At 29.0% G+C, this 13,364-nt stretch carries 15 protein-coding genes; 2 read left to right on the top strand and 13 right to left on the bottom strand.

Annotated features, from left to right (window positions below; translation table 11 throughout):
• The first annotated feature begins 410 nt into the window (after nt 1-410).
• Entirely contained in the window at nt 411-602 is a 192-nt protein-coding gene (locus QOZ84_RS14875) for a hypothetical protein (RefSeq protein ID WP_284133718.1), read from the top strand.
• Nucleotides 603-1,040: 438 nt separating this feature from the next.
• Here QOZ84_RS14875 and QOZ84_RS14870 read toward each other — a convergent pair whose 3' ends face one another.
• The gene (locus tag QOZ84_RS14870; protein WP_284133717.1) at nt 1,041-2,192 is read right to left on the bottom strand and encodes a S41 family peptidase; all 1,152 of its coding nucleotides are present in this window, start codon (nt 2,190-2,192) and stop codon (nt 1,041-1,043) included.
• Between the two features lie 153 nt (nt 2,193-2,345).
• Here QOZ84_RS14870 and QOZ84_RS14865 point away from each other — a divergent pair, with 153 nt between their 5' ends.
• Entirely contained in the window at nt 2,346-2,921 is a 576-nt protein-coding gene (locus tag QOZ84_RS14865; protein WP_284133716.1) for a 5-formyltetrahydrofolate cyclo-ligase, read from the top strand.
• Nucleotides 2,922-3,007: 86 nt separating this feature from the next.
• Here the strand turns inward: QOZ84_RS14865 and QOZ84_RS14860 are convergent, their stop codons facing one another.
• The 12 genes from QOZ84_RS14860 to atpD all read right to left on the bottom strand — a co-directional run bounded on the left by QOZ84_RS14860 (nt 3,008) and on the right by atpD (nt 13,361).
• Entirely contained in the window at nt 3,008-5,422 is a 2,415-nt protein-coding gene (locus tag QOZ84_RS14860; RefSeq protein ID WP_284133715.1) for a Lon protease family protein, read from the bottom strand.
• Nucleotides 5,423-5,571: 149 nt separating this feature from the next.
• The gene (locus QOZ84_RS14855; RefSeq protein WP_284133714.1) at nt 5,572-6,000 is read right to left on the bottom strand and encodes a hypothetical protein; all 429 of its coding nucleotides are present in this window, start codon (nt 5,998-6,000) and stop codon (nt 5,572-5,574) included.
• A gap of 111 nt (nt 6,001-6,111) precedes the next feature.
• Nucleotides 6,112-7,047, bottom strand: a complete 936-nt coding sequence (locus QOZ84_RS14850) for a transketolase family protein (RefSeq protein WP_284133713.1) — start codon at nt 7,045-7,047, stop codon at nt 6,112-6,114.
• Nucleotides 7,040-7,867, bottom strand: a complete 828-nt coding sequence (locus QOZ84_RS14845) for a transketolase (RefSeq protein ID WP_026902342.1) — start codon at nt 7,865-7,867, stop codon at nt 7,040-7,042. Before QOZ84_RS14845 ends, QOZ84_RS14850 begins: the two co-directional genes overlap by 8 nt.
• 260 nt (nt 7,868-8,127) lie before the next feature.
• Complete coding sequence (locus QOZ84_RS14840; protein WP_465231566.1) at nt 8,128-8,490, bottom strand: type II toxin-antitoxin system PemK/MazF family toxin; 363 nt, start codon at nt 8,488-8,490, stop codon at nt 8,128-8,130.
• Nucleotides 8,480-8,764, bottom strand: coding sequence for a hypothetical protein (locus QOZ84_RS14835; protein WP_026902344.1), 285 nt, complete (start codon nt 8,762-8,764; stop codon nt 8,480-8,482). Before QOZ84_RS14835 ends, QOZ84_RS14840 begins: the two co-directional genes overlap by 11 nt.
• Before the next feature lie 32 nt (nt 8,765-8,796).
• Nucleotides 8,797-9,957, bottom strand: a complete 1,161-nt coding sequence (alr, locus tag QOZ84_RS14830) for an alanine racemase (RefSeq protein WP_331496603.1) — start codon at nt 9,955-9,957, stop codon at nt 8,797-8,799.
• Nucleotides 9,958-9,971: 14 nt separating this feature from the next.
• Entirely contained in the window at nt 9,972-10,562 is a 591-nt protein-coding gene (gene gerS, locus QOZ84_RS14825) for a germination lipoprotein GerS (RefSeq protein ID WP_284133711.1), read from the bottom strand.
• Nucleotides 10,563-10,582: 20 nt separating this feature from the next.
• Entirely contained in the window at nt 10,583-11,044 is a 462-nt protein-coding gene (locus QOZ84_RS14820) for a CBS domain-containing protein (RefSeq protein WP_284133710.1), read from the bottom strand.
• Between the two features lie 4 nt (nt 11,045-11,048).
• Nucleotides 11,049-11,429: a holo-ACP synthase gene (gene acpS / locus QOZ84_RS14815; RefSeq protein ID WP_284133709.1), complete on the bottom strand. Its 381-nt coding sequence runs from the start codon at nt 11,427-11,429 to the stop codon at nt 11,049-11,051.
• Between the two features lie 274 nt (nt 11,430-11,703).
• Nucleotides 11,704-11,964, bottom strand: a complete 261-nt coding sequence (gene atpC / locus QOZ84_RS14810) for an ATP synthase F1 subunit epsilon (RefSeq protein ID WP_284133708.1) — start codon at nt 11,962-11,964, stop codon at nt 11,704-11,706.
• A gap of 2 nt (nt 11,965-11,966) precedes the next feature.
• Complete coding sequence (atpD, locus tag QOZ84_RS14805; RefSeq protein WP_284133707.1) at nt 11,967-13,361, bottom strand: F0F1 ATP synthase subunit beta; 1,395 nt, start codon at nt 13,359-13,361, stop codon at nt 11,967-11,969.
• Nucleotides 13,362-13,364: the final 3 nt, after the last annotated feature.

Raw genomic sequence — 13,364 nt, 5'->3', positions numbered from 1 at the left:
TTAAATAAAAGTTTATCTAGGGCTCAGATACTGTTATATATCTGGCTTTATGTTTCGTTTGTTTCAAATTCTATAAATTAACCTACTGTTTAATTTTCAAAGTTCATTTTTCCAACTTCCTTAGTTTACCAAAACATTCTTGCTTTGTCAACTATTTTCTGTTGCTTGTTTTATTTGTTGTCCCTTTTCTTAAGGACAAGTATAACTATACCATCTCAAAATAGTTTCGTCAACACTTTTTTATTTTTTTTATTAAGATTATATATTCATCTATTTATGACTTAAATTATATTATTTAATTGTATATTAATAATTAAATTCCACAAAATAATATAAGCAAATATTAAATAAACTAATCTAAATAAAATACAATGAAAGGAAAAGCTACAACAATAGTAGCAGACAATGTCATGACTAACTTTAATAAACTAAAAGATTTATATGAAGATGGGTATAGATGTATCTATCATGATTGTGTAGATAATAACTACACTATATATCTTAAAAATTTTGATTCTGAAAACTCAGAAGTAATAGAATTAAATGATTCAAATGAATTTGATCAATTTCAAAGTTATATGAATGATTTAAAAATGTCTTAATTTCCTTCAAGTTATATAAATATAAATAGAGAGTAATAATTACTCTCTATTTTGTAGTTACTATTTTTTTTATTAAATTTAAAAGTTCTTCTCTTTCTTCTTCTAATTGTCTTTTATTTTCTTTAAATTCTTGAAAGTTAACAACTTCGCCTTTAGGTTTTCTCATTCAATCACTTCCTATTTAACATTATTAACTTATTATACTAATTCTATACAATTCACAAATATCCTTCTATTTCACTTACAAAATTCCTTATATAAATCAATTTTTTATAATAAATCTCCTAAAATTCTATAATCATTTATTTTTAAAATAATATTTTAAATCTAACTCTATAATATATTATATTTTAAATCTAATATGCATCTCCTTAATAAACATAAAGCAGACTAAGTTTTTTGTAAACCAAGTCTGCTTATGTTTATATAGATTCAGTATTATTTTATTTCTTGCTTCAACCAATTAACAGCTGCATCTAATTGTTTTTTTGGATTTTTTTCTTCTATATTTGGTTTTATACCTTTTTCATTTATATATGCACCACTTGGAGTAAAGTATTGAGCCGTAGTTAATTTATAACCCGTACCATCTTTTAGTTCTCTAACACTTTGAACTAATCCTTTTCCAAAAGTAGTTGTTCCAACAGATACCCCTGCTTTGTTATCTACTATAGCTCCCGTAAGAATTTCAGATGCTGACGCACTATTTTCATTTGTCAATATAGCTATAGGTAATCCAAGCTTCTCTTTATCTGATTTTAAATATTCTGTGTTACCTTTATTATCCTTTGTATAAACTATAGTTCCTTCACCTAACAACTCATCAGCAATATCGTTACATACTGTCAACAATCCGCCTCCATTATCTCGTACATCTAAAACAAGCCCTTTTATTCCTTTTCCTTTTAATTTATCTAATGCTGTTTTAAACTCTTTATATGTATTTTCACTGAATGAGGTTATTTGTATATATCCCATACCATCTTCTAACATTTTGCTGTCTATGCTCTTTGATACAATCTCTTCTCTTTTAACTTTAAGATTAAGTTCTTTTCCGTCTCTTATTAACGTTAATTCTACAGAAGTACCTTCTTTTCCTTTAATCATAGTTATAGCTTCATCAGAATGTTTTGCTGTTACATTCTTCCCGTCTACTTTTATTATCTTATCTCCTGCTTTTATACCACTCTTCTCAGCTGGAGATCCTTCAATAGGAGATATAACTGTTATATATCCATCTTCTGATGATGGACTTATAAATACACCTATACCCACAAATGATCCACTAGTCTGTTCTTTTAATCTCTTGAATTCTTCTTTTGTATAATACTGAGAATAAGGATCTTCTAAACCTGAGAATAGTCCTTTAATAGCTCCATTAACTAGTTTTTCATCCTTTGTTTTTTGATAAAAGTCTTCTTTTATGGAACCTTCTAAACCTACCATTTTATTGTATTTTTTATAACCCTCATATGCTTCTTTAGATATAACCACCCTATCGCCTATTGCAATTCGAAGAGTAGATGTAAATAAAGCTGTAACTATTACGAGAATTACTCCGTATATTATAGCTTTTTTCTTTGAAATCATTACGCTGCATCTCCTTTACATAATCTACTATTTATTATATGACTAGCTCTTTTTTTTATTACTATTTCTCATTTATGTTGCTTTACTCTAATTAAGTGTACTAAGATTTATATTAGATATACATATTATACCATACGAAAAGGGGTAGCTTTTATGAAAAAAGAATTTAGAAAAAAGGTCATATCTGATAGAAAAAATCAAAATAATGAATTTATAATTAAAAATTCATCTATAATAACAGAAAAATTATTATCTTTAGACTTCATAAAAAACGCTAAAAACATTATGCTATACTTAGATTTTAATAACGAAGTCCAAACAGATGAACTGATAAACAAACTTATGTCTCTTAAGAAAAATATTTATGCTCCTATAACTTTAAAAGAAGATCGAAAGTTAATTCCTTCTCAAATCATAGATTTACAAAATTCAATCAAAATTGGGGCATATGGCATAAGAGAACCTAAAGAAGATTGTTGTCCTAAAATTGATGTACATGATATTGATGTTGTAATAGTTCCTGCTGTTGCTTATGACAAAGACTGCTACAGATTAGGATATGGCGGTGGATTTTATGATAGATTTTTAAATGAGCTTAGAGATGATGCTATAACAGTAGGAATAGCATTTGACTTACAAATATTCGAGTCTGTTCCTAAGGAAGATCATGATGCGCAGCTAAACTATATAATCACCGAAAGCCAAATATTAATACCAAATAAATATTAATTTAATTCAAGTATTTAATAAAATATATCTAGCAAAAGTATTCTAATATAAATAGATTATTTAAAGAATACTTTTGCTTAAGTTGTTTATTTTACATCTTTTTCATCATCATTCTTATCTTTTTTCTTTTCATCATCTTTGTCCATTTTTCTAAATTTCTCTAGGGTGTCATTAACTACTTTATCTATCTCATTTATTTTTTTGCCTGTTATTATCTCTAAACCTTCTTCTATGCTACTTATTGCATATATATTAAATTTACCTTCTTTTACAGCTTCTACAACTTCATCTTTAAGAAGAAGATTTTTTACATTTTGTATAGGCATCATAATTCCTTGATTCCCAGTGAATCCTTTAATCTTACATACATCAAAAAATCCTTCTATCTTTTGATTTATTCCTCCTATTGGCTGTATTTCTCCTTTTTGACTTACAGAACCAGTTACAGCTATAGATTGCTTTATAGGAATATTAGCTATACTAGATATAATTGCATATAATTCTGTGCTAGATGCACTATCTCCATCTACTCCACTATAATTTTGTTCAAATGTTATAGATGTAGTCATAGATATCGGCTTTTCTTTACCATATCTAGCTCCCAAGTATCCACTTAGTATTAATACTCCTTTGTCGTGTATACTTCCACTTTGTTTAATTTCTCTTTCTATATTTATTACTCCACTTCTACCTTTATATGTAGAAGCCGTTATTTTTGATGGTTTACCAAAAGAGTACTCTCCGCTTCCCATTACTGCCAGTCCATTTATTTGACCTACTTTTTCTCCTTCTATATCTATCAACAAAGTGCCATCTTTAAACATCTCATTTAATTTTTCTTCATATTTATTACTTCTATATATCCTTTGATTTATTGCTTTTTGAACATCCTCAGATGTTATATATAAATTTTGTTCTTCACTAACTGCATCAGCTTCATATATTATATCTACAATCTTATTAAATCTAGCTGTTAATTTGTCTTTACTATCGCTAATTCTAGTACTATAATCTATTAACTTTTCTACAGCTAATTTATCAAAGTGCTTAAGTTTTTCTTCATTACATTTATTTGCTATTAGTTGTACCGTTTTATATATATTTTCTTTATTTTTGTCTATTTCAATATCAAAATCTGCCATTATCTTAAATAGATTTCTAAAGTCTTCTTCATATGCATACAAAAGACTGTAGTAGTAACTATCTCCTACTAATATAACTTTTACGTCTAAATCTATTGGTTCAGGCTTTATAGTAGATGCTACTAAATAACCTAATTGCTTATTTAAAGATTCTATTGTTATTTTTTCAGTTTTTAAGCTTCTTTTTAGACAGTCCCAAGAAAATGCATTAGATAATAAATCTTTTACGTTTATTATAAGATAACCACCATTAGCTTTATGAAGTGAACCAGGCTTTATTTCCATAAAACTAGTAGTAAGAGCTCCTATTTCATTTTTATAATCTATAGATCCAGCTAAATTATAATACGTAGGGTTATTTTCTATTATTATTTTGCAATCTTCATACTCACTATTATCTATAAATAGATTAACTTTATATTTATTCATTAACTTTTCTTCATTTTTAGGAGACATCATTCCCAAAAGAGCCATTGGATTTGGTTGAGCCTCTTCATTTTCAGTTTTAAACTTAGATATATTGTCTATTATATCTTCGCATAAATCATTTATATATATCTGAGCTTTTTCGTATTTTCCATATTTATTCAGTAAGTATTGTTCATAAAAACCTACTAAACCTTTACCTACATTCTTATCTAAATCATAACTTTTACTTTTATAATTATCTTCACATGCTTTTATTCTATTTATATATTCTTTACTTTCTTGATTTAGTTTAAGTCCATCTTCTCTTAATTTTCTAACTTCTATGGCTGTTAGTTTGCCTAATTCATCTTCTTGCATTAAAGTCCCATCTTCTTTCATAGGAATACTCATGAGACCTCTTTCTGTAACCTCAAATTTAAATCCATGAGGCTTAGCAAATGTATTTAATTCTTCTATTATTTTTTGAATATTTTCTTCTAACTCACTCATTAATATCCTACTATGATATTCATATTCTTTTGAATTAAATATCTTAGGAATTTCACTTTTTAATTTTTCTGTTATATCATCTATATCTTTTTTAAATACTTTCCCTTGACCTGCGTCAAAACATAAAGCCGTCGGCTCATTAGTATTTTTAAAGTTATTTACATATAGCCAGTCTTTTAAATTTTCCTTTATCTTAGAATGTTTTTTTATTAGTTCATGCGTGTAACTTGTTCTTCCTAATCCACTCACCCCTGCTACATATATGTTATATCCCTTTTTTTTCATTTTTAGACCAAATTCTATTGCCTGTACTGCTCTATCTTGTCCTATTATATCTTGTCTAGGAACTATATCTTTAGTTGTTTTAAAATCAATGTCTTTTAATGACTGTTTAGATTTTAATTCTTCAATCTTTACCTTATATTTATCTATGTTCAACATATATCCACCTCTCAACATCATTTTACTAATTATTTTTCCCTACTTATTGATAAATAATTAGTAAATATAAAATAAATTATAAAAAGGTTATTCTAGGTGTATACCCAAAATAACCTTTTGTATGTTTTATGTAGTTTATATGAAAAATTTTATTGTTCTTCATTTACAGCATTTAACTCTATTCTATCTGGTAGTTCACTAAGATTTGTTTCTACAACTATGTATGGATATGATTTTTCTTTTTCTTTATATGATACCTTTACTTTCATTACTTTTTTCTCTTCATCTTGAACCATATCTATTTTATTCATTTCTATACCACGTTCATTATTACTTCCTCTTGTAACTACTACATATATCTTTTTATCTAACTTTACAGCCAAAGCTCTTTCTTCATTTGTGTATTTCTCCATCATGTCCAATATTTTTTCTGGTATAGCTTCTCGTTGGACCATTGTGTAATCTATTGGTTTTGAATTTTCCATAAACATATTTGGTATAACCACAAAACCACCTATTATAAGTACTAAAATTATAGCACCATATATTACACCTTTAATATTAAACTTTACATTCATATTTATCACCCCCATATATTTTAAATATATGAAAGTTATACAAACCTTAGAAGAATAAATTTATATAAAAAAAGATATAGTCATTATTTTTGACTATATCTTTTCTAATTATTATTTTTTAGCTATTGCTTCTTTAACAGCTACAACTATATCTTGTGCTGTTAATCCATGTTTCTTTAATAATTCACTAGGAGTTCCTGATTCACCGAATACATCTTTAACTCCTACTTTTTTAACAACTACTGGAGATTCTTCACTTACAACTTCACTTACTGCAGAACCTAATCCACCGATTATACTGTGTTCTTCAGCAGTTACTATTGCTCCTGTTTCATTAGCAGCCGTTATTATTAACTCTTTATCTATAGGCTTTATAGTAGACATGTTTATAACTCTAACATTTATACCTTCTGATTTTAATGTTTGTGATGCTATTATAGCTTCATTTACCATTATTCCACAAGCTATTATTGTAGCGTCATTTCCTGATGCTACTACTACACCTTTTCCTATTTCAAATTTATAATTTTCATCAAATAATGTAGGAACAGCACTTCTTCCTAAACGTACATACATAGGTCCATTAAATTTAGCTGCTTCAAATATCATTTGCTCTGTTTCTATAGCATCTGCTGGTACTAAAACCGTCATATTAGGTATAACTCTCATTATAGCCATATCTTCTATACTTTCATGAGATGCTCCATCTTCTCCTACTGTAAGTCCAGCATGAGTAGCACATACCTTAACATTTAATTTAGGGTAACATACTGAATTTCTTATCACTTCAAATGCTCTACCTGTTGCAAACATAGCAAAACTACTTGCAAAAGGAATTTTACCAGCAGTAGCAAGACCACAAGCTGCTCCGATTAAGTTTTGTTCAGCTATTCCCATATTAAAAAATCTATCTGGGAAAGCTTTGTAAAAATCATTTGTTTTAGTAGATTTTGATAAATCTGCATCTAGTACAACAACATTATCATTTACTTGACCTAATTTAACTAATGCTTTTCCATAAGCTTCTCTAGTTGCTATATTACTCATTGTCTGCACCTCCTAATTCTGCTAAAGCTTTTTCTAAATCACTGTCGCTTGGAGCTGTTCCATGCCATCCAGCTTCATTTTCCATAAATGATACACCTTTACCTTTTACAGTTTTAGCAACTATCATAGTAGGCTTTCCTACTGTTTCTTTAGCCATATCTAAAGCTGCAAATATTTGGTCAAAGTCATGCCCATCTATTTCTATTACATTCCATCCGAAAGCTTTAAACTTATCAACTATAGGACCTATATTCATTACTTTTGATGTCTCACCGTCTATTTGAAGTCCGTTATAATCTAAAAATGCAACCATATTATCAAGCTTATAGTGAGCAGCACTCATCGCAGCTTCCCATACTATACCTTCTTGAACTTCTCCATCACCAAGTACAGTATATACTCTCCATGGTGCATTATCTAATTTAGACGCCATAGCCATTCCGCAAGCTACTGAAAAACCTTGTCCTAGTGACCCCGTTGACATTTCAACTCCTGGAGTTCCTTTCATATCTGGGTGACCTTGTAGCATTTTACCTATTTTTCTTAGTCCTTTTAGCTCTTCTCTGTCAAAGTATCCTTTGTAAGCTAAAGTTGCGTATAACACTGGTGCCGCATGTCCTTTTGATAAAACAAATCTATCTCTATCTTCCATTTTGCAATTATTAGGATCTACATTCATCTCATCAAAATAAAGAGCCGTTAATATCTCAACTGCTGATAATGATCCTCCTGGATGTCCAGACTTAGATCCATGTATCATAGAGACTATATCTTTTCTGATAATACGTGTAATCTCATTTAATCCTTTATGGTCTCTCATGTAATTACCTCCCTGTGTTTATAAAGTAAAATTTAATCTTATATAATAAGTTCTTTCAATCTCATATTATAAGTTTTTCAATCTCATATTATTATATCACTTTTACACAATTTTTTACTCTATTTTTTCATAAAATGAATTATATGTACCAATATATAAAGAAATATTCTATTAAATATTCATAAATAAATATTTCAATGCTATTTATTTACATATTGTTACAAAAAAATTATTGATATTAAAATAATATCAATAATTCACTACAATACGAATAATCCCAAACTTATTTGAAGACTATTATCAACTTTTACCATCATATTCTTATCTAGACAACCTATTTTTTCTCTTAGTCTTTTTTTATCTATCGTTCTTATTTGTTCTAAGAGAATAACAGAATCTTTATTAAGCCCATATTCATTAGCACTAATTTCTATATGAGTAGGTAATTTAGCTTTGTTAATCTGAGATGTTATTGCCGCAACTATTACAGTTGGACTGTATTTGTTTCCTATGTCATTTTGTATTATCAAAACCGGCCTAATACCACCTTGCTCAGATCCAACAACTGGACTTAAATCAGCATAATAAAGATCTCCTCGCTTTATATCTAAGTTAATACTCACCTTGTGCGATTTTCCCTTCGATACTACTATCGGAAGATTCATCATTTGTCATACCTAATTCAGCTAATGATAGGTTAATTTGGCCCATTTCTTTATAACCTTTTATCATAGATTCTTTGAAATCTATTTTTTTCTTTTGGGTTATATAGAATTGAAAAGCAGCTTTTGCAAAATCCTCTCTATTGCTGTTCTCCATCTGAACTATATAATCTACTTCAGATACGAGAGAGTCCGGTAAAGTAAATATAATTTTCTTCTTACTTTTACTGTGCATAAAATCGCCTCCCGGGGGGTATACTATCAATCTTATTTTATCAAATAACTCTCAACTTGTAAAATTGCATTTCTTTCCATATAAGCTCGGTCAACTCTCCTTGATATCATGCATAACACTTCATAATTTATAGTTCCTAGGTTATTTGACATGTTTTCAACGGTTCTAGCGCCTTCTCCAAATATTATAACCTGATCTCCAATTTTTATATCTATATCTTTATCAATTTTAACCATGCATTGATCCATACATATCCTACCTACAACTTCAAACAATTCACCTTTTATCGATACTTTTGGATTTGATTGCATCCTTGTAAATCCATCAGCGTATCCAATAGGTATTGTTACTATTTTTTCTGTCCCTCTACATTTATATTTTAAACCATAGCTTATCCCTACTCCTGAATCTACTTCTTTTATATGAGCTACAGTTGTTTTTAATGTCATAACGGGCTTTAGTGGAAGCCTTTCTTTCATTACATAATCAGATGGATAATGTCCGTATAATATTATCCCACATCTAACCATATCAAATACTAAATCCGGTAAATCTATAATTGCTGCACTATTTGATACATGTTTAGTAGGTATATTCACTCCAATCAATTCCAAATTGTCAATCATAAATTTGAATTTTTGAACCTGAGTATTTGTAAACTCTTTATCATCTTCATCTGCAGTAGCAAAATGAGTATACATACCATCTATACTTAAATGTTTTAGTTCATAAATTTGCTTTATTTGTTTTATCGATTGCTCATTTGGTTGGAATCCTATCCTAGTCATTCCAGTATCTATTTTAATATGAACAAAAGCTTTATTTTTTATACGTTTTGCAACTTCATCCACTTTAAAGGCCATTTCTAAAGAATAAATAGTAACAATTATATTGTTTTTAATAGCAATCTCTACAGATTGCTCTGGAATGTATCCTAAGCATAATATAGGAAGTGTTATATAATTTTCTCTAAGTTCTATACCTTCTTCTAACCTAGAAACTGCTAAGTAGTCAACCTTTTCTATTTCTAGCAATTTTGCAACTTTTACTGAGCCATGACCATAAGCATTAGCTTTTAATACTGCACAAATTTTAGTATCTTCCTTTAATAGATTTTTTATATTATTTAAATTAAATTTCATATTGTCTAGATTTATCTCTGCCCACGTAGGAGCTGTTATTTTATTTATCATAGGTTCCGTCCCCCTTATTTTTTATACTCAAAGTCTTTGTAGTTAACTACAAATCTAGTATTTCCTTTAATGTCTAGTATTTCCATTTTATCAGGGTTTTTAGTCTTAGTATCTATATACAATACTTGTTTATTAAAATATTCATCTTCTCCTGGTATGTATGTTTCTAAGCTTAGCTTTCCTTTAGATAATTGTATTTTTATCTCTTCATTTTGTAGATAATTTTTCATAAAATCCCCTATAAACATATACTGATCATTTCTACCTATATTAGGCAACTCTACAATATCATTTATGTTTGGATTTTTAACCAGTATTTTATTATTTTTATATTCAATAGTTTTTCCTTTTAAGTTTTTAGGAGAAACAATTTCTAACTTATAATTATCTGGCTTATTATATTTATGAATAAAGGTATAATTTTGTGAAGATTTATTACCAATTACCTCAACTTCAGCACTACATCTATACGATTTCATAGTTGAGATTTTCTTTTGAAATTCTTTGTATACTTCTTCTTTTGTGGACTCTCTTCTTTGGCACCCTATTATAACTCCTAAAATACCAATAATTATTACTATTAAAATTGCCCACTTTTTTTTCACAAGTATCCTCCTATTTAATTTTATTCATTATACATAGCTTTTATTATGTCATACCTACATATTATACCTTTAAGAACATTAGTATCATCAACAACAGGAACTCTATTTATTGATTTTTTTATCATAATATTAGCTATATCATCAAATATATCATTTTCATGAACCTTAACTATTTCTGTAGACATTAAATCCGAAACTTTATATGCAGCTATTCTTTTCATATCTACTTCCATTTGTTTAAAGTCATCTAAAAATATTAAACCTTCTAATAGATTTAGTACTTGTGGTGTTTCTACATATTTTTCTTTTTTCATTATATCCGTTTTAGAAATTACCCCAACTACTTTGTTATTTTCATCTACTACAGGCATTCCTCCTATTTTTTCTTTTATCAATAATTTTGCTACATTAACTATAGTATCATCTCTGTGTGCTATTACTACATGACTTGTCATTATATCTTTAGCTGTTTTATTTTTCATTTTATCACTCCTTAATTATAGTTACGGCATTTGCTACAGCATATTGCTTACAATGAGATATGGAAACTTTTATTTCTAAAACATTATAATCTATGCATATTTGCTCTAAATTATTATAAGTTTTAACTATTGGCTTACCTAATTCATCTCTTAATACTTCAATGTCTTTAAAATTAAAATTTCTTATTCCAGTTCCCATAGACTTGCTAATAGCTTCTTTAGCTGCAAAATTACCTGCTACACTCTCCGCTTTAAATCCATTAGATTCAAAATACTTTATTTCATCATTTGTAAATATTTTTTCTAAGAATCTAGAATTATCTTTTATAGCATTTTTTATTCTTTCAATTTCAATAATGTCAATTCCAATATCATGTATGCCCATAATATCCTCCAAAATTTTCTTCTACTATTATTGTATTACTATTAAGTAATTATATACAATTTTCTTTTTATTAATATATACAGCAACCAAAATTAATATATAATTGTATTATATACCTACTTAATATATTTATGTAATGCTTCACTTATATTTTAAAGTATCAATTTTGTAAACCATCTTTTAATCTAATCTATTGATTTTTTTTAAATTATTATTTTATAATAAGCAAAAAAGGCTAGGTAAATTACCTAGCCTTTATATATTAAATATTCTTTTATATCCAGTCAGCAGATTCAGTTACTATAACCGTTTTATCTTTATCTACGTTCATGAACCCTCCAGAGATTTTAGCATCTTTGTAGTTTCCATCTTTTTTTATACGTAAAGTTCCAGTTGCAAGTCCTGTTACTAAAGGTCTGTGGTTTTTAAGTATACCTCTATCACCTTCAGTAGTCCTAACTATAATCATCTCTGCACTTCCATTATAAAAAGTTTTATTAGGAGTAACAATTTCAACCGTAAATTCGCTTGCCATTATTATCTACTCCCCTTTGCCTTCTCAATTACATCTTCTATACTTCCTGCAAATAAGAACGCTGACTCAGGTAAGCTATCATGCTTTCCTTCTAATATTTCTTTGAAACTTCTTATAGTTTCTTTTAATGGTACATATTTACCAGGGAATCCTGTAAATTGCTCTCCAACGAAGAATGGTTGAGATAAGAATCTTTGTATTCTTCTTGCACGAGCAACTGTTAATTTATCTTCATCTGATAATTCATCCATACCAAGTATAGCTATTATATCTTGAAGTTCATTATATCTTTGTAATATAGATTGGACCCCTCTAGCTATTTGATAATGCTCTTTACCAACTATATTAGGGTCTAGAACTCTTGAACTAGATTCTAATGGATCAACCGCTGGGAATATCCCTAGAGATGCTATTTGTCTAGATAAAACAGTTTTTGCATCTAAGTGGTTGAATGTTGTAGCTGGTGCTGGATCTGTTAAGTCATCCGCAGGTACATATACAGCCTGAACAGATGTTATAGAACCATTCTTAGTAGATGTTATTCTCTCTTGTAATCTACCCATCTCTGTAGCTAATGTTGGTTGGTATCCAACTGCTGATGGTGTACGTCCAAGAAGTGCTGAAACCTCAGATCCAGCTTGAGTGAATCTGAATATGTTATCAACGAATAACAGTACATCTTGCTTTTCTTTATCTCTAAAGTATTCTGCCATTGTAAGTCCTGTTAACGCAACTCTCATTCTTGCTCCAGGTGGCTCATTCATTTGTCCGAATACTAATGAAGTTTTCTTTATAACACCAGACTCAGTCATTTCCTCATAAAGGTCATTTCCTTCTCTAGTTCTCTCTCCAACACCTGCGAATACTGATAATCCACCATGTTGAGTAGCTATATTGTTTATAAGCTCTTGTATAAGAACTGTTTTTCCAACTCCAGCACCACCGAATAGACCTATCTTACCACCTTTTACATAAGGTGCTAATAAGTCAACTACTTTTATACCAGTTTCTAGTATTTCAGCAGTCGGTTGTAATTCTTCGAATTCTGGTGCATCTCTATGTATAGGTAATTGAGGAGCATCACTTGGTGCTGCCTTACCATCTACTGGTTGACCTAATACATTGAATATTCTTCCTAAAGTTGCATCTCCTACTGGAACACTTATTGGAGCTCCTGTATCTACAACTTCCATACCTCTAACAAGTCCGTCCGTTGAACTCATTGATATACATCTAACAGTATCGTCCCCAACGTGTTGTGAAACTTCCACTACTATTTCTTTATCTCCATGCTTTATCACTAATGCATTTAATAGATTAGGTAAGCTTTTTTCACTACTAAACTTAACGTCTAATACGGGCCCTATGACCTGAACTATTTTACCTATATTTGCCATGTC

Origin of the sequence: Romboutsia sedimentorum (assembly GCF_030131845.1) — a bacterium.
GTDB lineage: Bacteria > Bacillota > Clostridia > Peptostreptococcales > Peptostreptococcaceae > Romboutsia_D > Romboutsia_D sedimentorum.
This window is presented reverse-complemented; position numbering and strand designations above follow the sequence as displayed.